Raw genomic sequence first — 22,818 nt, forward strand, 5'->3', positions numbered from 1 at the left:
AAGCGGAGTGGGTCGATATGAAGATTACAACGATTGGGTTAGATATTGCAAAGTCTGTTTTTCATCTGTTTGCTACCAACCGGATGGGCAAGCTGGTTAAGAAAAAGCAGCTGCGTCGAAAAGAGGTTTTGGCTTACATGGCAAACTTAGATCCGTGTTTAATTGTGATGGAAGCCTGCGGCGGCGCCAACTACTGGGCGTGGGCGTTTATTGCGCAAGGTCATCAGGTCAAACTTATCGCGCCGCAGTACGTCAAGCCGTTTTTAAAAGGTAATAAAAACGACTACAACGATGCTGAGGCAATCGCTGAAGCCGCGCAGCGGCCAACGATGCGCTTTGTGCCTATCAAGAGTATTGAGCAACAAGATGTACAGAATTATCACTGCCGCCGTGAACGTCTTAAAAAGGCCCGTACCGGATTGGTCAATCAGGTACGAGGGTTACTGGCGGAGTATGGGATTGTGATTAACCAAGGGATTGCCTCTGTACGCCGAACATTGCCGGAAGTATTAGAAGATGCAGAAAATGGTTTAACGGTTATGGCACGAGAGCTCTTTGCCGACTTGCTCGACGAGCTGTACGAACTGGATCAACGACTGCACATCTGCGAGCAAAGGATAAAAGCAGTGAACAAAGAGAACGAGACCTGTAAACGCCTAGAAGGCGTGTTGGGCATCGGCGCAATAACCGCCAGTGCATTGTATGCGGCTGCAGGCGATGGCAAAAACTTTGTGAATGGTCGTCATTTTTCTGCGTGGATTGGCCTCGTACCTGGGCAACACGCCAGTGGCGGCAAGGCAGGTTTACTTGGGATCAGTAAACGGGGTAACGGCTACTTACGCACTCTATTGATACACGGTGCTCGCGCAGTACTCATGCATTCGGCCGGCAAGATCGATCGCTTCAGTTGTTGGGCACAAGCACTGTTGGCGCGCCGCGGGCATAATAAAGCCTGTGTCGCTGTAGCTAATAAACTAGCACGTATTGCTTGGGTAGTTATGGCCCGAGAAGAGAGTTACCGCTTAGCGGTATAGAAGCAAACGCCAGCCAAAGGCTGGCAATATAATAAGAGAAAGTAATTACCTTTCACTTCAGTTGCAAAAGACAGATTGATCGGATGGTGAGATAGGTCAGACCGGCTCATCCGAACCCTTACACGCGCATTGGCCTTCGAGGCCGTATGGATGATGAGGGGGTTGAGCGCAGATAACCATCGGGGCCAGGAGGTCAAAAACACCTTCAGTCAAAGGCCGGATATATGAGAGCAATGATTTTCTCTCACATGATGATCAAATATGTCTTGCAAACGGGGTGGGTCCATATATGCACGAAAAGCGACCCGCGGAAGTGAAGCGAGCCACCTAGGCGAGTTTTTTGCTGAGGTGTTTTAGGATGCGAGTTTTAGCTGCAAGCTGCAAGTTAGTAGCTTCAAGTAAAGTCAAAATATTTATGCATTCGTGGCTTTGCTTGCTCCTACAAGGTCTGGTGCTGTGGTTAGCCTTGGTGGCTTGCTTTGCTGGAGCGGGCATCTGAGCCATGGATGGCGAAGTTTAGCGGTGCATGGATGCACGAAAAGCGACCCGCGGAAGTGAAGCGAGCCACCAAGGCGGGTTTCGCTGATGTGTTTTAGGTTGCGGGTAAAAACAAAAGCTTTGCGTTTTTGATTTGCTTCGAGCGAAGCTAGGGAGATTGGAAAGCGGCTTGAAGGCGTTGCTTTATGCTTGAAGCTCTTTTCGGTAAGCCGTGTTGTTCGTAGTATCGCATTTGCATGGTTACGCTTTTTTGAAAACGGCTAATGTCGGTGGCTTCACCCGTTAAATTATCGGCACTGACGTTAAATGTTCGTTGGCAGGCTTGGGTGAAATGCCATTCAATGGCTTGCGGTTTTACTTCGACTTGTTCAAACAATTTTTGTTGTTCAGCAGTTCGGCCATCGGGTTCATACCAATAGCCATAATCGGGTAATAACCTTCGATTTTCGCCGGCAACGCACCAGTGCGCCAGCTCATGTAAAGCACTGCTAAAATATCCATGAGCAAACTGGATTTGATGATAGCTACCTTTGAGTGACGCAGGCTTATAGAAAGGCTCTTCCGGTGCAGCAACAAGCGTTGTTTGCCAATTTGATTCTAGCCAAGGATTCAAACACGCAAGCAATTGTTCAACGCCTGATTCCCATTTTTCAGTGGGTAAAGTATGCAACTCAACACTACTCATTTACGGATAAGCGTCGAATTATAGTGAGCAAGCGTCACTTTGCAATGCACTCGTTCACGGCATGAAGTAAGATATGCTTTTTGACAACATTAAACGCTGCAGGTCACCCCATTGAACCATGAAATCATAGACGAAACGCATCAACCAAAAGCCGATAAAAAACAACCACTCATCGGCCGGGTTAAACAAGAGTGGAGTGTTCTTGCGAAGTTGGGCGCGCCTATTCTTGTAGCGCAACTGGCGCAAATGGCCAACGGCGTCATTGATGTAATTATGGCCGGTCGCGCCAGCGCAGATGACCTTACCGGAGTCGCAATTGGGAACAGTCTTTGGACTCCCTTATTTTTATTTATGCTGGGTGTTTTGGGAGCCTCACAACCTATCATATCTAGCTTAAGAGGCGAAGGTAGCCATCATAAAATTGTACCTGTTACCTGGTCCGCAATATACATTGGTATATGCGCGGCATTAATTAGCATTTTAGCCCTCACCAATATTGGTCCTGTGTTGGCACTTCTTAATATGGAAGCAAAACCTGAATACATTACAGTAGGTTACTTGCAAGCGTTTGTGTGGGGCATACCAGCCTTATTCTTATTGCTCGCACTTAGAGGCTTAACAGATGGGCTTGGGCACACTAAAACCTTCATGGCTTTTTCCATTCTCACAGCCTGTATCAATGCCCCACTAAACTATGCTTTTATTTACGGAAAATTTGGAGCGCCAGAGCTTGGTGGTATCGGTTGTGGCTGGGCCACGGCGATCTCAATGTGGGTGACTGTCATTTTATATTTGGTCTATTTAAATTTCGCCAAGGCATTTCAAAACTTCCATCTTTGGCGCCACCGTATTCAGCCAAACTTAACAGAAATTAAAGCCTTTTTATCATTAGGCATACCCATCGGATTCACCATTTTTGTAGAATCAACTATGTTCGCCGTTATAGCGTTACTACTGGCTTCGTTTGGATCGCACATAGTCGCTGGGCATCAAATTGCGATAAACGTGGTCAGTGTTATGTTTATGGTGCCTTTGAGTTTAGGGATGGCACTTACCTTAAGAATTTCATTTTTAATGGGAGCAAAAGATAAAGACAGCGCAAATTTAGTCGCGAAAAGCTCCTTAATTCTTGTACTTATTATTGCCTTTTTTTACGCCGGAATTTTGGTTCCTTTTGCGGAAACGCTGGCTGGGTTTTACTCGACCGAGCAAGATGTCATTGACGTCGCCGTGGTTCTGCTAGGCTATGGCGCAATGTTTCAGATAGCCGATGTGATACAGGTAAATAGCATTTCTGCTTTACGAGGTTTTAAGGACACTAAAATTCCGATGTTGATTATGGTGTCCTCTTTCTGGGGGATCGGAATACCACTGGGATATATTTTGGCAAAAACAGATTGGCTTTTTCCAGCCATGGGTGCCGCAGGGTTTTGGATTGGCTTAATTGCAGGCCTGACGAATGCCGCCTTTTGGCTGACTTTAAGGCTATTTCGATTCAGCCGAGTTCAGCGTTGACCTTTTTTCAGCCAAAAAAGATACACCTCATCTTCAACGCTGCTGCTTAACAATTCATGCGGTAAGAACTCACAAAAACTTGGAATATCGCGCATCGTGGCCGGATCGGTCGCGATGACTTTAACCACCTCGCCCACTGCCATCTTTCGAATTTGTCGATGCAACATCATAACTGGTTCAGGGCATTTTAAACCCTTTGTATCGAGTTCAATATCGGCGACTAAATCACTCATCCGTTTTGATTCCCTAAATCTAGAAACACTGTAATTTCTTCACGGTCATGGTAAAGGTGCTTAGCTTTCATAACCGCTTTTGGGTATTGACCAGTCTTCGCAATATCGAGTTGAGCTTTAATATCTTGCCACTCTTGAAAGCGTTTCTTCATCGGTAATTTTAAATTAAAAATTGCATACTTTGCTTGGCGGTTGTGTAGCCATTCGTACATCAATTGTGCCACCCTACCCGGCTTTTCAATCATATCGCACACCAACCAATCGACCATGAGTGGCGGCTTCCAAGTGAACCCATCCGCCGCAACATGCTCTACTAAACCGGAGTCCATTAATTGCTTATTCATAGGGCCGTTATCAATGGCGTAAGTATATAAACCTTGATTGACTAATTGCCAAGTCCAACCGCCTGGTGAAGCTCCTAGGTCAACACCGGTTCTGCAATGTGACAATTGCTCTCGCCAATCGTCTCCTAAGAAAAAGCCAAACGCTTCTTCTAATTTTAACGTTGAACGGCTTGGTGCGGCGGCAGGGAACCGTAAGCGCGCTATCCCCATCGGCCATTTTGCACGCAGCCGCGGCTTATCCGCGCCCACCAATACCTGTGTAGAGTCTTTAAAAAATAGTCGCAACATCGGTTTCGACGGATCTTCTTTTTTACTCAACCAACCCAATTTGCGCAATGCTTGGCGCACTGGGTGAACAAACTTACCTGCAAACTTTGCGGTGGCACGATAATCATCACCCTCGGCATGCTCTGTTGAAACATCCCCAAAACTTTTAACGCCTTTTTCTTTCATAAGCTGATCAACACTGGCAATTATGGGGCTTATGCGGTCTTGTGGGTCTAAATCTGACAGGCGACTACTTATTGGCCACACATCGCGACTAAAGACCAAATTATCACAGTGAGAATACAATGAATGCGCTTGCTCACACTCAAACACAACAAAACCAGAATTCATTTCTATGCTGGCCCAGCCATAGGCTTCTTTTGAGCCTGCTAACTCTGTGATTTCTGCCATGCATTCTTTTTCGAATCCGGGGCGGCAAAACAGCATTAATGCACTCATTTAGATTTCTCCATAACATAATGCGCGAATGCTAATGCCCGCTGTTCACTCCATAACGGCTGATTTAGCCTCCAGCGTGCAAAGCCAACATGCCCACCATTTGAAGGCGTCTCCAAATACAATTTGGTACAGCGTTCAGATAAACCACTGTCGTGGCAGCTTGAGGCTAAGAAAGGGTCGTCCATTGCGTTTACAATGAGCGTGGGTCTTTTTAAACTGCACAAAGCCTTACGACTTGAACACTGCTGCCAGTAATCTTGCGCACTACTGAAACCGTGTAATGGCGCAGTATAGCGTTCGTCAAACTGATGAAAGCTAGTAATGGTTTCGTAGTCTTTGGCGCTGACAACATCTGGGAATAACTCAGCCTTTTGCTCAACTTTCACTTTTAGATCACGTAAAAAGCGCTTCATGTATATCGATTGAGCTGGCTTAGCCAACTCATCAGCGCAGGCACCTAAATCAAGCGGAACGCTGAAAGCTGCACCCCCAACTACTTGAGCAGGCAGATCATTTTCGGCAAGGGTGAGAACGGTTTGATTCCCTCCCATGCTAAACCCCAACAAAAACACCTTCTCGGCTTGCTCAGCGTTCAGTACATGGTGAACAACGGATTTTAAATCTTCAATTGCGCCACTGTGGTAAAATCGAGGCAACCGGTTAATTTCGCCCCCGCAGCCACGAAAGTTCCAAGCCATGACATTCCAGCCTGCCGCGTAAAACTCGCGTGCCATACCCTGAATATAATGACGACGACTGTCTCCTTCTAAACCATGACTGATGACAACCCAAGGCGCCTCTTTATGCTGTTTGAGCTGATCGAGCAATAGAAAATCACCATCGGGCAGCTCTAATTTACTGCGCTGAAATGGCACTTCAACTTGACGAAATACAGAGGGGATTATCGATTGCAAATGACCATTGGCTAAGCCAAAGCCAGGAGCATAGGTGGGGTAATCAAACAGCGCTTCGGTCACAGAATCAGCCTTGCTAAAAATTAGCGGCATTCTAACTACTTATGACCTAACAATCACTAGCCGAGCAGCTTTAAGTCGTGGCTTTTAGTAAACCGTAACCGATAAGCACTAATATCAGTACCAGCAAAGAGCTGGTTCTGATCTGTTGGCAACGCTTACACGGCTTTTTAGCCATTACGCGAGCGCCTTTTTCGGCATATACCGAACGCTTAGAGCGTCAAAAAAAGACTCTTTTAACTGAGATATTTCTTTTTTCACGTCATCGATCAAGTGAATTTCCTCCCCAGTTAATTGCTGCTTTTCAGCGTAGACTTGTCGCCTAAGGTTGACGATTTTAGCGCCATAAATTCGTAATGAGCGCTCAAGGCGCTTCTCTCCCAGCAACAATAACGTGCTTTCTGCTTCTGTTAGAGCTTGAAACACGTCAACCAATTCATTGCCAACTCGCGCCAATTCATCACGTCGGCTCTTTGGCCAATGTACGCCATACCGCGTAAACTCGGTCGCCAGTGCCAAATATTGCTGATAAACATAATGTACTTTACCAACATTCGCCGCGACCGATTCAAACAACTCTCGACGACGACGCAAGTTTTCGGCGGCGGCACCATCTAATGATTGATGTCGACGCAAGTACCATAAAAAGAACAATCCCGAAATCAACATGCCTGTCGCAATTTTGACAGCTGCATCGATCATTTCCATCGTCAACATACTCTACCTCCAGAAATTTGACGCCAAATAGGGTTATTAAGGATATAGAGCAAAAACAATGCCTACTTCAAGCCCTACCCTTCTTCCTTACAAGGCATAAGTTAGAAAATTGTTCACTCACTACTCAAAAAAACACAAAACATAAAAAAACCTAAAAAAAACAAGCAATTAGGCTTGACTCTTGGCCAGCGATCTCTAGAATACGGCTCCGTTGTTCCCCGATAGCTCAGTTGGTAGAGCAGTAGACTGTTAATCTATTGGTCGCTGGTTCGAGTCCAGCTCGGGGAGCCACTTCAATTACGAAGTATGGCTCTAGTAGCGGTATTTCAACGATTAATCCTCGATAGCTCAGTTGGTAGAGCAGTAGACTGTTAATCTATTGGTCGCTGGTTCGAGTCCAGCTCGAGGAGCCAAATAAGAGAAGCGCATCGAAAGATGCGCTTTTTTTTTTGCTTTTGAAAACAGTCTTATAGAATTAATCGTCAAACCACCTTCGTCTTCGATCTTCTGCAACAAACGTCCATGCGACAAAGCGACTGATTTTTTGACCTTGGGCCATCTTGACGACTTTAACTTCAATGGCACCCGTTTTTTTCAGTGCTAGTTTAATGGGGTTAAGATTTTCTTTCTTCGAAATCAAAGAACTAAACCAAGCCACTTGCTCGGCAAATTCCTTACTTTCGCGAATCATGGTTTTAATAAAGGCCAATTCGCCGCCATCACACCACAATTCATTATGCTGGCCACCAAAGTTTAAGGTTGGCTTAGTGTCTTTTTTATTAGTGGTCTTTGCTTGTTTAGATAGGTTTAAATTCTTTCGATGGGAACCAGCGTTTGCGACTTTGGCGGACGCATGAAATGGCGGGTTACATAGAGTTAGGCTTATTCGCTCGTTCCGTACTATTACGCCTTTAAAAATAGATTTTGGTTCGGTTTGTTTTACTAAGTTTATTGCGTTACGCAAACTTTCATTGCGCTCAATATTTTCTTTAGCAGCAACATAAGAGGCTTCGTTAACTTCGCTGGCTGTGAAGTGCCAACCATAGCTTGATGAGCCAATGATTGGATACACTAAGTTAGCTCCTGTTCCAATATCGACTACTTTAACTTGAGTACCTTTTGGAACTTTACGATTGTTCATGTCGGCCAGTAAATCGGCGGCATAGTGAATATAATCCGCCCTACCCGGAATGGGTGGGCACAAAAAGCCTTTTGGTAATTGCCAATTTTTAACGCTATAAAAGTAACTTAACAAGGCCTTGTTCAGCGCCACTACAGCCCGTTGGCTTGAGAAATCTATAGTTTTTTGGCCCGACGGATTTTTAATCACAAACTCAGACAATTCAGGGGTCGTCTTCAACAATACATCGAAATTATAACGACCTTGATGAGGATTGCGCGGGTGCAGTTTCGCGACAGCAGGCGCATTCCGTGAATTTGGTTTGGGCATAAGGGCTCAACTAAAGTGGGTTAAGCAATAAAGTATGCGATGACACCCGCAGCGAAACAATAGTAAAGCATTGGAATCAGAGTAAATCGTATAATCTGCCCTTCTTTTCCGACTAAATTTACAACCGAAGCGGCTGCGACCACATTAACCACGCAAATCATGTTCCCTGCATTAGCGCCAATCAGCTGCATGGCTAATATAACCTTTGTATCTAGCCCAAGCTCCAAGGCGGTAGATTGCTGTAATTCAGCAAACATCATGTTGGAAAAGGTCGCGCTGCCTGCAATAAAAGAGCCTAGCACACCCACCAAGGGTGCCATGATAGGCCAAACACCAGAAAATGTATGTGCTGCTGATTCTGCCAAAGCAATCGGCATGCTGAGCAATTGTGCGGAATTCACACCAGAATTTAAGAATATTCGCACCATAGGTACAGAGGCAGCGAGCGCAAGCACGGTGGGCAAAAGTGAGATTACAGACCCTCCCCAAACCTCCTTGACTTGAGTCTTGCTTAAACCCAGTAACGCAATACTACCTAAAGCCACAACCACAAAAAGCGTACCTGGCAGATAGAGTGTATGTATGCTGGTGCTAATAGAAGTGCCTAACAAGTTTTCAAACTCTAGGGCGGTGCTTACGAGCCAAGCTTTAAAAGGCAAAAAACTGAGCCGTGTTAACACCAACAATGAGACTACCAATAAGTAAGGCAGCCACGCTCGCCAAAGAGAATGTGATTTTTCTACATCGTATTGCGTTTCACGTTGCGTGTTTTCTTCAGCACCGAACCCCCAGCTCTGTTTAGGCATTAAATAACCCTGTTTTGCAGCAAACGTCGTAACAACTAATCCAATTAAGGCACCAAATATCGATGGGAACTCAGGCCCAAGAAACAACGCGACGACCCAAGCCGGCACGGTAAAACTTAGGCCCGCAAACCAAGCAAATGGCAATGCCGGCAAGCTTTCTTTAAACGACTTATTAGGACCAAAAAATCGGGTTAATAAAACAACCATGAGCACTGGCATAAACGAAGCAACCGCAATATCTATCGCTATAGCTTGTACTGATATCGATTGTAATACTTGCGCGTCTATCCCCTGTATGCCTTGACCTAATCCCACCAACACTGGTGTGCCTACCGCGCCAAATGAAACGGCAGAACTGTCTGCGATCAATGCTAACACTACCGATGCCATAGCTGGAAAGCCAAGCGCGACCAATAACGGTGCGACAATGGCCGCCGGAGTCCCAAACCCGGAAGCTCCTTCTAAAAACGAGACGAAAAGCCAACCAATTATGACCAGCTGAATTCGCCTATCGCTGGTTATGCCCATGAAACCTTCACGAATAACTAAGAGCGCTCCGCTGATTTTCAAAGTATTCAGTAAGACAATCGCGCCGAAGACAATCCAAACAATAGTGAAAGCAATAATCCACCCTTCTAGTACAGAAGCTGTTAACTGCATGGTCGGCATTTTCCAGACAACGGCGGCCATAACAGCCGTCATCAAAAAGCTCAACAACATAGCTTTCGTTGCTGGCAGTCTAAAAAGAACAAGGAGGATGAGTACCGATAATACCGGCATGAGAGCCGTTAAAGTTTGAAGAGTTGTCATAGCAGGCTTATTGGATGAATTTCGCCTTATTATAAAGAGCAATCATCACAATTTTTTGACTAAGGTCATATTACTATAGAGGTATGCATTTCGAATGGGTAAAAAAAGGCTTAAATGCAGAATCCTGCACTTAAGCCCCTTGTTTTTAGCGTCTAAATTTTAAAGAATATCTAAAAGTTCGACTTCAAAAATAAGTGTTGAGCCAGCTGGAATAGTTGGGCTCGGTGAACTATCACCATAAGCAAGGTCAGATGGAATCGTGAAGCGATACTTATCACCAACGGCCATCAACTGAACGCCTTCTGTCCAACCTTTAATAACGCCACCTAGATTAAATTCGATAGGCTCGCCACGGTCGACTGAACTATCAAATACTGTACCGTTCACTAAAGTACCGTGATAATGAACTTTAATATTGTCTTCAGCTGTAGGACGAACATCGCTGCCTGAAGCGGTAATTACTTCGTATTGCAAGCCGCTGTCAGTGACGTTTACACCCTCTTTTTTAGCGTTAGTGGCTAAAAACTCTTCACCTTCCGCTTTAGCCGCTTCAGCTAGTTTTGCGCTTTCAGCTGCTGCAGCCGCTTGTTGCTTCGCTTGCAACGCCTGAATGGCGGCGGTGATTTCTTCTTCACTGATCGCTTGATCGGCTTTAGCAAAAGCATCTTCGATGCCTTTTACCATTGCATCAACATCTAGCTCTAGGCCTTGTGTTTGCTGAAGCATATTATTTGCAAAGCCGTACCCTATACCATAAGAAGCTTTTGATTCATCAGTGTCGAAATCGACTGCAAAGGCTGCACCTGCGGCAACAACAGCCGCCACACTGGCCCCCGCAATAACTAGCTTAATTTTTGTTAACTGCATTCAATGTTCCTTTAATTCTTTCAAAAATGTCGGTTCCCGATTTTAGGGGTAACCATAAAAAACAGCCAGTAGGTTTACTATCTACTGACTGCTAACGCATCTAATTAAGAGTATTGGGTTTAGCCAGCTTATTGCAAGGCTAATGCCTCTGTTCGATCTAAATCATTCACAATATGCCATTCGCCGCCACCGGTCTCTACCTTTGTTTGCCAAAGTTCCAATCGGTCCATATACACTTGAGGGTCTATGTTATCTTCCCGTAGCTTGGTTACGTTGAGGGCGAAAACATTAAAGCCTTCTAACTGATAATCAAAGTCGCGTTTATACCCTTCCGGTAGCTCCTCTTTTAAGTCGGAGTATATAAGGACATACTTTTGCCCGGCTTCGGTTTCATTTAAAAATTCAACCGCCTGCAATAACCCACCCGATATATCCGTATATTGAGCGCTGTTTACTGAGGCTACGAAATCGCTTACAGCTTTAGCAAACTCTCGCTTTTGTGCATTCATCTGACTAGGACGCCCATCGAAAGTGACTTTCGCAATGATATCCTTTTCACTGAAGCTGCCGCTGTCAATCCGGGCTACAGCAAACGAGTCTCCTGCGGACAATGTTCCTAGGTAATAATTTATGATTTGCTGCGCTTTCACCAGTTCTTCGGTATAAGTGCCTGATGTATCTAACAGCAAGTAAACGCCACGGTAGGGGTTTTCTGTGCCACTGGAACAACTGAGCATCGAGGCTGCAAACAGCAGTGTGCAAAGGTACTTCATTTTGCTTCCTCCAGCCCACTTGCTTTTGTGGAATTATTGAGAGGCGCACGATGCACCAGCTTATATTCAACCCACAACGGCACACTGACCACAATGTCGTATATAGCCAGCAGTATATCGACCGTGTATTTAACAATGGTGCCTAGTAATCGCATTAACACAATGATGAAGTGTAAAAATTGAATTAATAAGGTGCCTAAAATTACCCGACTGCTTTCAACAAACGACTCGAAAGGCACCGCAGCAAACATAAGCACAAAAGGTAATACAAAGCCCAACAACATTTGCGCTGTTTGCGGAATAAACTGACTGATGTTACTCGATACTTCCGCCGAGACTGCTTCCCCGCCCACCAACAAGGTTTTTAGCGCCGCATTGTCAGATGCTATTTGATCGCGCATAAACGCCAAACCCGATTCGATGGATGCAAAAACAAAGATAAAACCTAAGAATGTCCAGATGAGTATGGATCGCTTTCGATCATCTAAAGTACCAAAAGCCGGAAACAACCGTGTAATGTGCAACACTTCCATGAGTAACATACCAATGACCATTTCAAGCACCACAATCATCATGCCGGAGATTTCAGCGATGGTGAACGTACCTATGCGAGCACCACCACCCACCATTTCTGACATGGGTAATGCAATGAGATGAAAGTTTAAAAATGCACCGCCGATTAAGCAGGCCATAATGAAGGTCGATTTAACAAAATCATTCATGGCCGAGACACGCAACATACGCTCGGCTTTATCTGTACCGGCATGTATTTCACGGTACTGCACCATGTTTTTATCGATTTCTTCTGCTTGAATAATCAAGTTCTTCATGGTGCCACCCACGCGCTCAACCGCATTATTCAGTTTGCGCCAATTCGGCATCATTGAGTGCAGTAGCTTATGACGAGTAGAAACGCTGACACGGTAAGATTCTAAGGTTTTCTTTTGTTGCGACTCTAAGCTGGCATAGAGGTCTTCCAATACCTTAACAATGACTGGATTTCCTTTTTGCGCTTCTTTTAAGTTGACGATCGCTTCGATCGCCTCGATCCAATCGGGGGAAGGCGGCGATGTTTCAGCCGATTTATGGTAATCCTCTTCTAGTTGTGTCACTAGGTGGGAAATGGTCTGCTGTAGCTCAGGATAGTTCGATAAATCGTTCGACACGATCTCGTTGACTCGATGAAAATCACGATTTAAACGCCGCTCCATCTGGCCTTTACCCATTTCGAGCAAAACCTCTTTGTTGCGACTGCGCAGATTTTCAATGACACGCCCTAGTGCTTTGGCATTTAAACGTAAAACCGACGCTATTAGGCGGGAAACGCGATACAACGCTTCGTGAACCGCTGTTCGTGCGAAATAGAGAACCGCTATGGTGAGAACACCAATTGCGATAGCAGACAACAAAGGCTGTCCTTCAATTATGACCCAATTCATATTTACTCCAGATGTTTCGTCTAATTAGTATTTACTGTTTTCGGGGTAACTTGATGACGATGTTCCAGTATTGCAGGCAATTTACTCACTAACTGTTATCTTGGTCAAAGAATCAACAAAAAAAAGATTGGCGTTGTAAAATTGAGAACTAGGCAAGCATTTTGCTTAACGACTCTTTATGGAAAAACTACTGATAAAGATAGCCGTTAAATGCGCGTTTGTTTTGCTGGTGGCCGCATGCGCCAGTGATGACGAGGGCTCTGGCACGAACAGCGACACTGAAGACGCCATTGAATACCAACGCATTAGCGGTACGTCGGCACTGGGGCGACCAGGGCGCTGGGCAACAAATTGCCTAGGAACGGCCTGTGCAGGCTCAAACTCGGAAGGTTTCTACCTGTTATCCGCAGAAGTTGATGCCGCCTCATTGATGTTCAGCGATATCCCTGAAGCCGATGGTACGACCATTCGCTTGCATGGTTTATATCGTCACGATGCTGAACGTTCATCGAGCATGGTCAACTTTAACCCTAGTACTCAAGCAATTTTAGATGCCTACAGCCAATACAGCTCTGCGACCTCTATAGACGAATGCGCACTGGAAGCCACCTGCTCTCAACAGCTGCTGACTGGCTTCACGACCGATGTAGAAGAGACAATGATCAGCCAACTATCAACGCTAATGGGCGCTATATGGCCAGAAAACTACAATCCGTTTAGTGATGTGTATATTGCGGACCCAAACCCGGCAAGCCCAACATACACCGCGTTAGATCAGATGCATGATATGTTTGATTTCGTGGTAGCAGATGGTAATTGGCAAGTATTAGATAATAACGGTGATTTAATCAGTAGTGTCCCTCTAGATTTATTAATGATTAATAACCCGAACGCGATAACGCCGTTAACCGATGAACAGCTCACCAGGGCAGCGGCGTTAGATGTTCCGCCCCCACCTTCTGGTAACCCGATCACATTAATATACCAAACCTCGCCTTCACTAGCCGCAGAGCTACAGCCGCCCGCCAGTTTTGCAGTAGATGCTTCTCGAAGCCGATCACTGAACCCGGGTGACCTACTCTTTAGCCATGAGCTTACTGACCCTGAAGGCTTTAGAGTGCTGTTCGAAGGAGCCGGTGTGAGCACCACCTTAGAAAAACCAGGCAATCACGTTTGGTTAATCAGGGCGACCGATTCAGCCCAAGCAACGCTAGTACAAGGGTTTGTTATTCGCGTGGCCGCCGATGAAAATGCAGATCCCATTTTTGGCGGTGACGGCAGCTGCTACACCCCTAGTCCGTTATCGGCGAACCAATTGAATTATTGCATAGAAACTCAAAATGGCGGCCGCTTAGGGGCTTGTGAACCGATCAATTCTGGATCGATTGTGACGCAGTTTTCACCCGCGCCCTGCGCAAGTGAGGTCCAAAATGATGGCGCATTATTTGGCGTGTGTACCATAGAAGCTTCTGAGCTTAGATATTTTTTGTACGATAACCTGAACCGACCAAATAATGCCGACAGTTTTCAAGACAAACAGCAAGATACCGCTGATCTGTGCCGGTTATTTTTTCAGGGAGATTGGTCTGATAACCCATAACCACCGATACAATTTAGTGTTAACTATACCCTCTACCCCTTAACGCTTATACTATGCTTAGGTACTTATGGAAATTAGAGTTCACTCATGAAGCGAGCGAGAGCCCCGGAACAGAAAGCACAAAGACGCGCCACCATTTTACACGCAGCCGAGGTGTGCTATCACTTGAATGCGCCAAATCTTCCTTCAGTAGCGGATGTGGCCGCACAAGCCGGTGTTTCCAAGGGAACGGTCTACCTATATTTCCACACTAAAGAAGAAATATTTTTAGCCTTATATAGCTTTCACCTCAACGCTATATTTAAAGACATACAGCAAGTGGATGTCAGTGAAAATCCAACACTGGCATTAACAGATGCCTTACTGCAATACGTCACTCTTCACCCGATTTTTATGCCTCTCGCTGGCATGCTGCATTCGGTTTTAGAGTCTAATTTATCGCTCGATGTTTTGTTAAATTTCAAACTCCAGCTGAGCCAAGGTTTAACACATACTGCCACAAAACTGGACCATAAACTTAACAGTGACGCAGGCTTTAGCGAACGCGCCCTTTTGCACAGTTACGCCGCCTTAACTGGGCTTTGGCAATTACTGCAATGGCCAAGTGCTCTCGCACATGAACAAGGCAACCCACAATTTGGAGCACTGCATAAGAGCTTTGAAGAAGAGCTCCGTTTATTGTTGCGGAATATTTGGCGAATAGACTAGCCACTGATTAATACAGTGGCCCAAACCCTAATTACTTTGAAGAAGCGTTAATGCTCAACGCCATTGCTTCTGCAATTTTTATCCCATCGATCGCAGCCGACATAATGCCACCCGCGTAGCCAGCACCCTCACCGGCAGGGAATAAACCCTGTGTATTCAAGCTCTGATATTGGTCATTGCGCTTTATACAGATAGGTGCCGATGTGCGGGTTTCAACGCCGGTTAACAACGCATCATCCAGTGCAAAACCTTTAATCTTCTTATTAAAGGCAGGGATCGCCTCTCGAATCGCCTCAATACAAAAATCAGGAAGGGCATCGGCTAGGTTGGTCAATTTAATGCCAGGTTTAAAAGAAGGCTCAACTTGACCTAATTCTGTAGAAGGCTTGTTTTTCAAAAAATCACCGACACGCTGAGCCGGGGCATCGTAGTTTTCACCGCCCATCACATAGGCGTGGCTTTCTAGTTTACGTTGAAACTCAATACCCGCTAATGGGCCGCCTGGATAATCGTTTGGATCGATACCCACCACAACCGCACTGTTTGCGTTTCGCTCATTACGAGAATACTGGCTCATGCCGTTAGTGACCACTCGCTTTTCTTCAGAAGTAGCGGCAACAACGGTGCCACCGGGGCACATACAAAAGCTGTATACCGAACGGCCATTTTTGCAATGATGCACTAACTTATAATCGGCAGCGCCTAATATTTTATTACCGGCATTAGGTCCAAATCGCGCTTTGTCGATCATGGATTGCTCATGCTCAATTCGGAAACCAACGGAAAATGGCTTAGCCTCAATGTATACGCCTTTATTAAAAAGCATTTCAAACGTATCACGAGCACTGTGCCCAATAGCCAAGGCAATATGTTTTGAGTGTAATTGCTCACCCGTAGACAAAGTTAAGCCCGTTATTTGACCATCTTCTAAATGCACATCGTCTACTTTTGAGCTAAATCGTATTTCACCACCCAGTTCAACAATTTTGGCACGCATCTGCTCAACCATGGATACGAGTCGGAAGGTACCAATATGTGGCTTACTGACGTACATAATTTCTTCTGGCGCGCCAGCGGCCACAAACTCACTCAGAACTTTGCGACCATATTGTTTTGGATCTTTGACTTGGCTGTACAATTTGCCATCAGAAAAGGTTCCCGCCCCACCTTCACCAAATTGCACATTAGATTCTGTGTTGAGCTCTTTTTTTCGCCAAAATCCAAACGTATCTTTGGTCCGTTCTCGAACTTCCTTGCCCCGCTCTAACACAATTGGTTTATAACCCATTTGCGCCAAGGTCAGTGCGGCCAATAACCCGCAAGGACCAAAACCTATGACTATCGGTCTTTCAGTTAAGGTTTTAGGAGCCTCCGCGACAAAGTGATAGCGTAAATCTGGAGTGGCTTTCACTTGGTTGTGATCGGCGAACTTCTCTAACAACCGATCATTCAACTGGGTATCAACATCAAGCGTATATATAAGCCAAATGTTCGTTTTTTTACGCGCATCATAACCACGACGGAACACATGAATATCCTTTAAATCGGCTTTTTCAATTCCCAACGTATCGAGCACCGCTTTTTCTATGGCAGCCTCTGGGTGATCGAGTGGCAGTTTAATGTTGGATAAACGAATCATGTTTTACATCCTGAAGAGGTTTTCAAAAGAATAGAAGATCTATGAATAGGGTCAAAAAATACAGTAAAGATGGTTAAGCTAAATGTGGTTTCACAAAAAAAGCGATTCAATCGAATCGCTTTTTAAAGTAAAACTAAAGCGGCTTAGAAGTGTGCAGTTGCACCTAAGAAGAAACCACTTACACCAACATCCGATGCGAAATCAGACGTATCGGCACCCAAAGTAGAATCTCCAATCACCATACTAAAGTTACGGTAACCGCCTTCTAGGCCAACTTTAACTAGCATGTTCGTTGGTAATGGAGCATACCAAGTGCCCTTAATATTCCAATCAGAGATTTTAGTATCACCTAATGGTAAGGTGCTTAGCTCGCCTGAAACCTTAACACCAGCGCCAGGAATGGTGCCCGCAGCACTTACATAGCCCATTGGAACGATTAAAGGGGTAGAACCAATTTGGAATGGTGCTTCTACTGTCTCACGTTCCCCACTTACATCACCCGTAGCACTGAAGCCGCCCAACATTGAGCGTACGTTCAGACCAAAATCGATATCGACTACAGGTAAAGGCAAGCCAATAGTTAATGCCATATCTAGGTGTGATAGGTCTAAAGTAGAGGCAATATCACCATCCATTGTATATTGCTGACCGTATACTTCTTGGTTTAATGTGAAGTTGTTAGTACCTTCAAGAACTAGGCTTTCATACTTCAATTTCACATCCGGCAAGAGTGGTAACGAAATTGATGCCCAACCATACAAACCATTATTAGCTTCCATGTTTAGGCCATAGCTGTCAGACGTGACATCTTTGCTAGTCAGGTTGAAGGTTTCATTCATCAAGTGACTACCTTCACCTAATGAATTAATGTTGTAACCTACACCACCATCGATGTTAATTAACACCTTAGCAGAGGCCATTGGTACCGTAGCGGCAATAGCAGCGGCTAGAATCAGTTTTTTCATGTTGTTTTCCTCAAATAGTGACATTGTTTAGTATGACTTTAGAAGTGAATCGCTGAGCTTGCAATAGCTCTGCTATTCTTAATTACAATTCCAAGCCAATTCGGCGCGCTACTTCAATGTAACTTTCTACCACTCCGCCTAACCCTTGGCGGAATCTATCTTTATCTAATTTTTCTAACGTTTTCGCATCCCAAAGCCGGCAACCGTCTGGAGAGAATTCATCCCCTAACACTACGCGCCCTTCAAAAATACCAAACTCTAGCTTGTAGTCGACTAAAATCATGCCGCCAGCGGCGAACAAGTCTTTCAGTACAGAGTTGACTTGGAAGGTTAACTCTTTCATGCGTGCAATTTGGTCTTTAGTAGCCCAACCAAATGTTTCGATATGGTAATCGTTAATCATTGGGTCGTGTAATGCATCGTTTTTTAAGAAGAACTCAAAAATAGGAGGGTTCACCTCTAATCCTTCTTCTACACCTAAACGTCTGACTAAGCTGCCTGCGGCTCGGTTACGAACAACACACTCTACTGGCATCATCTTTAGGTTACGGACTAATGATTCGTGGTCTGAGAGCAACTTCACAAAATGCGTTTCTATACCCGCATCTTGAAGCTTTTGCATTACATAGGCATTAAATAGATTGTTCACTCGACCCTTGTCGTCTAACTGCTCCATTTTTTCACCGTCAAAGGCTGAGGTGTCATTTCGGAACTCAAGTACCATCAGATTTTCATCTGCAGTGGTATGAACGGTCTTTGCTTTGCCTGCGTATAGAACGCCTGTTTTTTCCATCAAAAAAGCCTCGTCAGAGATTATAGATGTTGCAGTAAGTGTATTTACCACCAAAATTAACGGTTAAGTTACGTCTATCCATTCACAGCCTTGGACTTGCGAGAGCATTAGAATTTCCGCTTTCGTACCTTCCAGAGCCGACTCAACAGCCTGTATTGCGAGCTGCTCATCATTATTTTGCTCACTTATGTGCGAAATGAGCACATGAGACAATGCACGTTTATCAATACAATTTAAAAGTTCGACCGCCTGCTGATTACTTAAATGCCCATAATCACCCCCTACACGCTTTTTTAAGCTATAGGGATAAGGACCATCTAACAACATTTGCGGATCATGATTGCATTCTAACATTAACAGGTTGCAGTGTTGATAGGCTTGTTTCACGTGTTCGGTTATAGAGCCAAGGTCGGTGAGCACCCCTGCGCATAGTTTTGCCGCTCTAAATACAAATTGAGTGGGCTCTGAAGCATCATGGGGCACCGTTACTGGTTCAATTTCGATATCGCCAATCTGGAACCGTTGTAAGGGGTTTATGGTCTGGAAAGTTGGCACTTCGCGTTTAAAAAAACGACGGGTACCCGCGCTGGTCCAGAGCGGAATGGCGTATTTATTCGCCAACATTGGCGCACCTTTTAGATGATCACCATGTTCATGCGTGACCAAAATAGCCGACAATTCATTCGCGGATACACCTTTGACGGCGAGGCGCTGCTCAATATCTTTTAGCCCAAACCCGCAATCGACCAATAAAGTGGTTGATTGCGCCTGAATCAGCGTGGCATTACCTTTGCTGCCACTGCCAAGTGAGGCAACTCTCATCATCGTATTATTCAGACCAGTGCATTAACAGCTTTTCAAACAATTCGTCGGCCTGTTTGCTATCGGGTAACTCATCATTAGCCGATTCCAAGCTTAAAATTGTATTTTGGCCGCTGGGAATGAGTACCAGTAGCAATGGATTCGTCTTTTTACCGAACAAACGAGCTAATAAACCTCGCTTTCCTACGTTGCTAGCCAGCTCAAATCGGTACTCACTTCGATTTCTATCGGTGGTTTCAATCGCCAATTCTATTAACGCTTGATCAACAAGCTCCCAGCTCGATGCGGTATTACGGTTGATTTTTAAGCTGGTTTGACCAAAGCTATCGGTTATCTTTTCAACACTGAGCGGTGCTGTCGTAGCATTAGAATCCGAACTGATATCAAGTGTTAAACGTGGAACGTCAATATCGTCGACATTGACTTGAGCTGGGGCGTCCGCAGGTAAAGGTAAATGGTCTTCACCAGAGACAACGCTTGCATCATAGCTGACCATTGATGGCGTGGAGCTACAACCCAATACAAAAAATGATACAAATATGGAACTGAGTAGAGTGCGTTTCATGTGTTTAAAGCACCCCAGATTCCATCAAAGCTTGCGTCACGGTTTCATGGTGCTCTTCGCCCAAGGTTACCAACGGCAGTCTTAAACCATCGGGAATTAACCCCATTAAATTAAGAGCCCATTTTACAGGTACCGGGTTTGCGTCTACAAACAGCTTCTCATGCAATGGCATCAAGCTGTCATTTAAACGCTCGGCCAGTGCGGTATCTCCAGCCAGTGCGGCTTTACACATGCTGGCCATGGCCTTTGGAGAAACATTCGCTGTCACCGATATATCGCCATGCCAACCCGCTAAAAGGAAAGATAATGCCGTTGCGTCATCACCACTGTAAAGGGCGAAATCATCGGGCAGTTCGGCTTTGTAAAAGTGGGCGCGTTCAATTTTCCCGGTGGCTTCTTTTAAACCGACAATATTTTTGATCTTTGCTAATCGAAGGGTTGTTTCTGGCAGTAAATCAACGGCTGTGCGACCTGGCACATTATACAGCCATTGAGGAATATCAACGGCTTCAGCGATTGCTTTGTAATGCTGGTATAAGCCTTCTTGTGAAGGCTTATTGTAATAAGGGGTCACGATTAGGGCAGCATCGGCGCCGGCGTCTTTTGCAGCTTGCGTTAAGTGGATCGCTTCACGCGTTGAATTGCCGCCAGTACCGGCGATTACTGGGATACGGGAGTTAACCTTTTCGACCGTGAAGCGTATTGCGGCTTCATGCTCGTTCATATCTAAAGTAGAAGATTCACCAGTGGTGCCGACTATGACGATAGCGGCCGTGTCATTTTCGATATGGAATTCAATCAACTCTTCTAAACTTTGCCAAGCAATACTGCCGTCAGTATTCATGGGTGTCACAATCGCGACTAAACTGCCCGTTATCATACTTTCACTACCCTTATCCGGAATTAGGCTAATGGTACTGAGGCGTAGAGGCCAGCACAAGCGCCAAAACTGGCAAAAACAAAATATTGAGCCATACTGATTAAACCTTGAACAATTTTCCCATTCACTGATCCAAAAAGGAGGACGGTATGGTTCAAGAAGGACAACCAGTACCTGATTTCATCGTACCCGCTACGAGCAATAAGAACATTCAACTAAAAGCACTTAGAGGCTACAAAGTACTGCTTTATTTTTATCCAAAAGATAATACGCCAGGATGCACCATCGAAAACCAAGATTTTGCCGCGAACTACCCTCGCTTCAAGGCTAAAAACATACTTGTTTTTGGTGTTAGCCGTGATTCTCTCGAAAAACATGAAGCGTTCAAAGATCAACAATCGCTTCCCTTTGAGCTTATCTCGGATCACGATGGCAAGCTATGCGAACTATTTAACGTATTGCGAGAAAAAGAACTGTTCGGTACAAAAATAATGAGCGTAAGCCGGAGTACCTTTTTAATTAATGAAGAAGGCGTTCTCGAACAGGCATGGCGCGATGTAGAAGTGCGAGAACACGTGCATAAAGTTTTGGAGTCTATAGAGTCCGGCACTAAAAGCCGAACTGGCACTCACTAAGGCTTTACAATTTCTTCATTCTGATGCTTTGGCCAGGCGTTGAAAATGGCTTTGACCAACGTCGCCAAAGGAATGGCGAAAAAGACACCCCAAAAGCCCCAGATGCCACCAAATATAATCACCGCGACGATGATCGACACTGGATGCAGATTAACAGCCTCAGAGAATAAAAGCGGCACAAGCACGTTGCCATCGAGCATTTGGATGATAAGGTAGGCAATTAATACGCTGTATAGATCTGAATTAAACCCCCATTGCATCACACCGGCGGCAAAAACAGGGATCGTTACAAAAATAGCGCCAATATAGGGCACTAATACGGACAGCCCGATCAACACACCCAGCAAAGCGGCATATTCTAACCCGAGCAACTGCAAGGTAATAAACGAGACTCCGCCGACAATTAGAATCTCAACCGCCTTACCGCGAATGTAATTGGCAATTTGCCCGTTCATTTCCAAAGCAATTTGATTCATTAATCGTCGTTGTTCTGGCAGCACACTTTTAAAGCTGCCCCATAATTGCTGCCGATCTTTTAAAATAAAGAAAACCATCAACGGCACTACAATGGCGTAGACCATAAAAGACACTAAACTTGGAATCGTGTTGAGTGAGAAGCTTAAAACATCGGGTAACCAGGCCGAAAACTGCTGACCAATTTTTCTTAAATCAAAGCTGGTAACCCACTGCCCGACAATTTCTTCAGAAAACATATCCGGGAACTTTTCAGGCAAATTGCCGAGCTCTATCTGAATCATAGCCATCATTCGAGGCAAATCGGCGACCAAACTACTGACTTGGCGTACTAACGATGGAATCAGAATGAGCAGTGATATGGTCACAATGCCAAAGAAGCTCATGAACACCAGTGTAACAGCCAACGAATGCGGTATTTTAAAGCTCTCGATCTTATCGATTAAAGGAGACAGTAGGTAAGAAATAATAACGGCGGCAAACAAAGGCGTTAATACCTTACCGAACAAGTAAACTAAGGAGAAAAATATTACAAACAAGAAAAATAAGATAACCGCTTCTTCATCAGAGAAGTAACGATGAAAAAAGTCATTAATTACACGGTAAAGCTTCAATTCATTAACCCTTTTCAATTAAAAAATAGTATTGCTGATCTCGTTGATCACATTGGAGCAAGGTATGCGAGGTTAAATCTATGAACGCGGGAATGTCTCTCATGGCTCCTGCGTCTGTTGCTAGCACTTCTAGCCTTTCACCTTGCTGCATGCCGGCTAAGCACTGTTTAACTTTCAACAGTGGCAATGGACAGCGCAAACCGCTGGCATCCAAGTGTTGTTTTGGGGGTGCTTTACAACTCAATTACAAGC

29 protein-coding genes and 2 tRNA genes are annotated in these 22,818 nt (G+C 45.0%); 11 read left to right on the forward strand and 20 right to left on the reverse strand.

The window, feature by feature from the left end; genetic code table 11:
• The first annotated feature begins 17 nt into the window (after window positions 1-17).
• Window positions 18-1,034, forward strand: coding sequence for an IS110 family RNA-guided transposase (locus tag QWZ13_RS15050; RefSeq protein ID WP_290283236.1), 1,017 nt, complete (start codon window positions 18-20; stop codon window positions 1,032-1,034).
• Here QWZ13_RS15050 and QWZ13_RS15055 read toward each other — a convergent pair.
• The gene (locus QWZ13_RS15055; RefSeq protein WP_290280165.1) at window positions 1,016-1,231 is read right to left on the reverse strand and encodes a hypothetical protein; all 216 of its coding nucleotides are present in this window, start codon (window positions 1,229-1,231) and stop codon (window positions 1,016-1,018) included. The two genes, QWZ13_RS15050 and QWZ13_RS15055, sit on opposite strands and share 19 nt — an antisense overlap.
• A gap of 161 nt (window positions 1,232-1,392) precedes the next feature.
• On the opposite strand from QWZ13_RS15055, the gene QWZ13_RS15060 reads away from it, so the two are divergent.
• On the forward strand, window positions 1,393-1,533 hold the full coding sequence (locus tag QWZ13_RS15060; RefSeq protein ID WP_290282511.1) for a hypothetical protein: 141 nt from the start codon (window positions 1,393-1,395) through the stop codon (window positions 1,531-1,533).
• Window positions 1,534-1,680: 147 nt separating this feature from the next.
• Here QWZ13_RS15060 and QWZ13_RS15065 read toward each other — a convergent pair whose 3' ends face one another.
• On the reverse strand, window positions 1,681-2,145 hold the full coding sequence (locus tag QWZ13_RS15065; RefSeq protein WP_290282512.1) for an elongation factor P hydroxylase: 465 nt from the start codon (window positions 2,143-2,145) through the stop codon (window positions 1,681-1,683).
• On the opposite strand from QWZ13_RS15065, the gene QWZ13_RS15070 reads away from it, so the two are divergent.
• Together QWZ13_RS15070 and QWZ13_RS15075 are read left to right on the forward strand one after the other, a co-directional pair.
• Window positions 2,097-2,282, forward strand: coding sequence for a hypothetical protein (locus QWZ13_RS15070; protein ID WP_290282513.1), 186 nt, complete (start codon window positions 2,097-2,099; stop codon window positions 2,280-2,282). The two genes, QWZ13_RS15065 and QWZ13_RS15070, sit on opposite strands and share 49 nt — an antisense overlap.
• Window positions 2,283-2,328: 46 nt before the next feature.
• Window positions 2,329-3,732, forward strand: coding sequence for an MATE family efflux transporter (locus tag QWZ13_RS15075; RefSeq protein ID WP_290282514.1), 1,404 nt, complete (start codon window positions 2,329-2,331; stop codon window positions 3,730-3,732).
• On the opposite strand, the gene tusA is transcribed toward QWZ13_RS15075, so the two are convergent.
• From tusA to QWZ13_RS15095, 4 genes are all read right to left on the reverse strand, one after another.
• Window positions 3,723-3,965, reverse strand: coding sequence for a sulfurtransferase TusA (gene tusA / locus QWZ13_RS15080; RefSeq protein WP_290282515.1), 243 nt, complete (start codon window positions 3,963-3,965; stop codon window positions 3,723-3,725). The two genes, QWZ13_RS15075 and tusA, sit on opposite strands and share 10 nt — an antisense overlap.
• A complete protein-coding gene (gene rlmM, locus QWZ13_RS15085) occupies window positions 3,962-5,035 on the reverse strand; it encodes a 23S rRNA (cytidine(2498)-2'-O)-methyltransferase RlmM (RefSeq protein WP_290282517.1) in 1,074 nt (357 codons plus the stop codon). Before rlmM ends, tusA begins: the two co-directional genes overlap by 4 nt.
• A complete protein-coding gene (locus tag QWZ13_RS15090; RefSeq protein ID WP_290282518.1) occupies window positions 5,032-6,042 on the reverse strand; it encodes a YheT family hydrolase in 1,011 nt (336 codons plus the stop codon). Before QWZ13_RS15090 ends, rlmM begins: the two co-directional genes overlap by 4 nt.
• Window positions 6,043-6,186: 144 nt before the next feature.
• The gene (locus tag QWZ13_RS15095; RefSeq protein WP_215999464.1) at window positions 6,187-6,726 is read right to left on the reverse strand and encodes a hypothetical protein; all 540 of its coding nucleotides are present in this window, start codon (window positions 6,724-6,726) and stop codon (window positions 6,187-6,189) included.
• A gap of 17 nt (window positions 6,727-6,743) precedes the next feature.
• Between QWZ13_RS15095 and QWZ13_RS15100 the strand changes: the two genes are divergently transcribed.
• From QWZ13_RS15100 to QWZ13_RS15110, 3 genes are all read left to right on the forward strand, one after another.
• A complete protein-coding gene (locus QWZ13_RS15100; RefSeq protein WP_290282519.1) occupies window positions 6,744-6,881 on the forward strand; it encodes a hypothetical protein in 138 nt (45 codons plus the stop codon).
• Window positions 6,882-6,941: 60 nt separating this feature from the next.
• Window positions 6,942-7,017 (forward strand) — tRNA-Asn (locus tag QWZ13_RS15105).
• 46 nt (window positions 7,018-7,063) lie between these two features.
• Window positions 7,064-7,139: transfer RNA gene (locus tag QWZ13_RS15110), tRNA-Asn, on the forward strand.
• Between the two features lie 62 nt (window positions 7,140-7,201).
• On the opposite strand, the gene rlmF is transcribed toward QWZ13_RS15110, so the two are convergent.
• The 5 genes from rlmF to QWZ13_RS15135 form a co-directional block, all read right to left on the reverse strand.
• A complete protein-coding gene (rlmF, locus tag QWZ13_RS15115) occupies window positions 7,202-8,176 on the reverse strand; it encodes a 23S rRNA (adenine(1618)-N(6))-methyltransferase RlmF (RefSeq protein WP_290282520.1) in 975 nt (324 codons plus the stop codon).
• 20 nt (window positions 8,177-8,196) lie between these two features.
• Window positions 8,197-9,834, reverse strand: a complete 1,638-nt coding sequence (locus QWZ13_RS15120; protein ID WP_290282521.1) for an L-lactate permease — start codon at window positions 9,832-9,834, stop codon at window positions 8,197-8,199.
• A 117-nt stretch (window positions 9,835-9,951) separates the two neighbouring features.
• Entirely contained in the window at window positions 9,952-10,659 is a 708-nt protein-coding gene (locus QWZ13_RS15125) for an FKBP-type peptidyl-prolyl cis-trans isomerase (protein WP_290282523.1), read from the reverse strand.
• A 128-nt stretch (window positions 10,660-10,787) separates the two neighbouring features.
• On the reverse strand, window positions 10,788-11,432 hold the full coding sequence (locus QWZ13_RS15130) for a vWA domain-containing protein (protein ID WP_252728826.1): 645 nt from the start codon (window positions 11,430-11,432) through the stop codon (window positions 10,788-10,790).
• Window positions 11,429-12,871, reverse strand: a complete 1,443-nt coding sequence (locus QWZ13_RS15135; RefSeq protein ID WP_215999460.1) for a hypothetical protein — start codon at window positions 12,869-12,871, stop codon at window positions 11,429-11,431. Before QWZ13_RS15135 ends, QWZ13_RS15130 begins: the two co-directional genes overlap by 4 nt.
• Window positions 12,872-13,049: 178 nt before the next feature.
• Between QWZ13_RS15135 and QWZ13_RS15140 the strand changes: the two genes are divergently transcribed.
• Genes QWZ13_RS15140 through QWZ13_RS15150 form a run of 3 tightly spaced genes read left to right on the forward strand, consistent with a single transcriptional unit; the run spans window position 13,050 to window position 15,179 of the window.
• Window positions 13,050-14,471 carry a hypothetical protein gene (locus QWZ13_RS15140; RefSeq protein WP_290282524.1) on the forward strand — a complete coding sequence of 474 codons (1,422 nt, stop codon included), beginning with the start codon at window positions 13,050-13,052 and terminating at the stop codon, window positions 14,469-14,471.
• Between the two features lie 53 nt (window positions 14,472-14,524).
• Window positions 14,525-14,725, forward strand: a complete 201-nt coding sequence (locus tag QWZ13_RS15145) for a hypothetical protein (protein WP_290282525.1) — start codon at window positions 14,525-14,527, stop codon at window positions 14,723-14,725.
• A complete protein-coding gene (locus QWZ13_RS15150) occupies window positions 14,637-15,179 on the forward strand; it encodes a TetR/AcrR family transcriptional regulator (protein ID WP_290282526.1) in 543 nt (180 codons plus the stop codon). Before QWZ13_RS15145 ends, QWZ13_RS15150 begins: the two co-directional genes overlap by 89 nt.
• 31 nt (window positions 15,180-15,210) lie before the next feature.
• On the opposite strand, the gene QWZ13_RS15155 is transcribed toward QWZ13_RS15150, so the two are convergent.
• From QWZ13_RS15155 to QWZ13_RS15185, 7 genes are all read right to left on the reverse strand, one after another.
• A complete protein-coding gene (locus QWZ13_RS15155; RefSeq protein ID WP_290282527.1) occupies window positions 15,211-16,818 on the reverse strand; it encodes an NAD(P)/FAD-dependent oxidoreductase in 1,608 nt (535 codons plus the stop codon).
• A 143-nt stretch (window positions 16,819-16,961) separates the two neighbouring features.
• Window positions 16,962-17,783, reverse strand: a complete 822-nt coding sequence (locus QWZ13_RS15160; protein ID WP_215999456.1) for a TIGR04219 family outer membrane beta-barrel protein — start codon at window positions 17,781-17,783, stop codon at window positions 16,962-16,964.
• A gap of 82 nt (window positions 17,784-17,865) precedes the next feature.
• A complete protein-coding gene (gene purC / locus QWZ13_RS15165; protein ID WP_290283386.1) occupies window positions 17,866-18,576 on the reverse strand; it encodes a phosphoribosylaminoimidazolesuccinocarboxamide synthase in 711 nt (236 codons plus the stop codon).
• 63 nt (window positions 18,577-18,639) lie between these two features.
• Window positions 18,640-19,401, reverse strand: coding sequence for an MBL fold metallo-hydrolase (locus tag QWZ13_RS15170; protein ID WP_290282528.1), 762 nt, complete (start codon window positions 19,399-19,401; stop codon window positions 18,640-18,642).
• A 4-nt stretch (window positions 19,402-19,405) separates the two neighbouring features.
• Window positions 19,406-19,963, reverse strand: coding sequence for a hypothetical protein (locus tag QWZ13_RS15175; protein WP_290282529.1), 558 nt, complete (start codon window positions 19,961-19,963; stop codon window positions 19,406-19,408).
• 4 nt (window positions 19,964-19,967) lie between these two features.
• Complete coding sequence (dapA, locus tag QWZ13_RS15180; RefSeq protein ID WP_290283387.1) at window positions 19,968-20,843, reverse strand: 4-hydroxy-tetrahydrodipicolinate synthase; 876 nt, start codon at window positions 20,841-20,843, stop codon at window positions 19,968-19,970.
• A 23-nt stretch (window positions 20,844-20,866) separates the two neighbouring features.
• Window positions 20,867-21,010 carry a hypothetical protein gene (locus tag QWZ13_RS15185; protein WP_290282530.1) on the reverse strand — a complete coding sequence of 48 codons (144 nt, stop codon included), beginning with the start codon at window positions 21,008-21,010 and terminating at the stop codon, window positions 20,867-20,869.
• Between QWZ13_RS15185 and QWZ13_RS15190 the strand changes: the two genes are divergently transcribed.
• Window positions 20,993-21,478, forward strand: coding sequence for a peroxiredoxin (locus QWZ13_RS15190; protein ID WP_290282531.1), 486 nt, complete (start codon window positions 20,993-20,995; stop codon window positions 21,476-21,478). The genes QWZ13_RS15185 and QWZ13_RS15190 overlap by 18 nt on opposite strands.
• On the opposite strand, the gene QWZ13_RS15195 is transcribed toward QWZ13_RS15190, so the two are convergent.
• Window positions 21,475-22,566, reverse strand: coding sequence for an AI-2E family transporter (locus tag QWZ13_RS15195; protein ID WP_290282532.1), 1,092 nt, complete (start codon window positions 22,564-22,566; stop codon window positions 21,475-21,477). The genes QWZ13_RS15190 and QWZ13_RS15195 overlap by 4 nt on opposite strands.
• A 4-nt stretch (window positions 22,567-22,570) precedes the next feature.
• Entirely contained in the window at window positions 22,571-22,810 is a 240-nt protein-coding gene (locus QWZ13_RS15200; RefSeq protein WP_290282533.1) for a sulfurtransferase TusA family protein, read from the reverse strand.
• Window positions 22,811-22,818 lie beyond the last annotated feature (8 nt).

This window comes from Reinekea marina (assembly GCF_030409715.1).
Lineage (GTDB): Bacteria > Pseudomonadota > Gammaproteobacteria > Pseudomonadales > Natronospirillaceae > Reinekea > Reinekea marina.

Excerpts from the sequence above, each read along its gene's own strand:
- QWZ13_RS15050 (WP_290283236.1), top strand. The coding sequence starts at position 18 with ATGAAGATTACAACGATTGGGTTAGATATTGCAAAGTCTGTTTTTCAT.
- QWZ13_RS15060 (WP_290282511.1), top strand. The coding sequence starts at position 1,393 with ATGCGAGTTTTAGCTGCAAGCTGCAAGTTAGTAGCTTCAAGTAAAGTC.
- tusA (WP_290282515.1), bottom strand. The coding sequence starts at position 3,965 with ATGAGTGATTTAGTCGCCGATATTGAACTCGATACAAAGGGTTTAAAA.
- rlmM (WP_290282517.1), bottom strand. The coding sequence starts at position 5,035 with ATGAGTGCATTAATGCTGTTTTGCCGCCCCGGATTCGAAAAAGAATGC.
- QWZ13_RS15090 (WP_290282518.1), bottom strand. The coding sequence starts at position 6,042 with ATGCCGCTAATTTTTAGCAAGGCTGATTCTGTGACCGAAGCGCTGTTT.
- QWZ13_RS15095 (WP_215999464.1), bottom strand. The coding sequence starts at position 6,726 with ATGTTGACGATGGAAATGATCGATGCAGCTGTCAAAATTGCGACAGGC.
- rlmF (WP_290282520.1), bottom strand. The coding sequence starts at position 8,176 with ATGCCCAAACCAAATTCACGGAATGCGCCTGCTGTCGCGAAACTGCAC.
- QWZ13_RS15125 (WP_290282523.1), bottom strand. The coding sequence starts at position 10,659 with ATGCAGTTAACAAAAATTAAGCTAGTTATTGCGGGGGCCAGTGTGGCG.
- QWZ13_RS15130 (WP_252728826.1), bottom strand. The coding sequence starts at position 11,432 with ATGAAGTACCTTTGCACACTGCTGTTTGCAGCCTCGATGCTCAGTTGT.
- QWZ13_RS15135 (WP_215999460.1), bottom strand. The coding sequence starts at position 12,871 with ATGAATTGGGTCATAATTGAAGGACAGCCTTTGTTGTCTGCTATCGCA.
- QWZ13_RS15140 (WP_290282524.1), top strand. The coding sequence starts at position 13,050 with ATGGAAAAACTACTGATAAAGATAGCCGTTAAATGCGCGTTTGTTTTG.
- QWZ13_RS15145 (WP_290282525.1), top strand. The coding sequence starts at position 14,525 with ATGCTTAGGTACTTATGGAAATTAGAGTTCACTCATGAAGCGAGCGAG.
- QWZ13_RS15155 (WP_290282527.1), bottom strand. The coding sequence starts at position 16,818 with ATGATTCGTTTATCCAACATTAAACTGCCACTCGATCACCCAGAGGCT.
- QWZ13_RS15160 (WP_215999456.1), bottom strand. The coding sequence starts at position 17,783 with ATGAAAAAACTGATTCTAGCCGCTGCTATTGCCGCTACGGTACCAATG.
- purC (WP_290283386.1), bottom strand. The coding sequence starts at position 18,576 with ATGGAAAAAACAGGCGTTCTATACGCAGGCAAAGCAAAGACCGTTCAT.
- QWZ13_RS15170 (WP_290282528.1), bottom strand. The coding sequence starts at position 19,401 with ATGATGAGAGTTGCCTCACTTGGCAGTGGCAGCAAAGGTAATGCCACG.
- QWZ13_RS15175 (WP_290282529.1), bottom strand. The coding sequence starts at position 19,963 with ATGAAACGCACTCTACTCAGTTCCATATTTGTATCATTTTTTGTATTG.
- dapA (WP_290283387.1), bottom strand. The coding sequence starts at position 20,843 with ATGATAACGGGCAGTTTAGTCGCGATTGTGACACCCATGAATACTGAC.
- QWZ13_RS15190 (WP_290282531.1), top strand. The coding sequence starts at position 20,993 with ATGGTTCAAGAAGGACAACCAGTACCTGATTTCATCGTACCCGCTACG.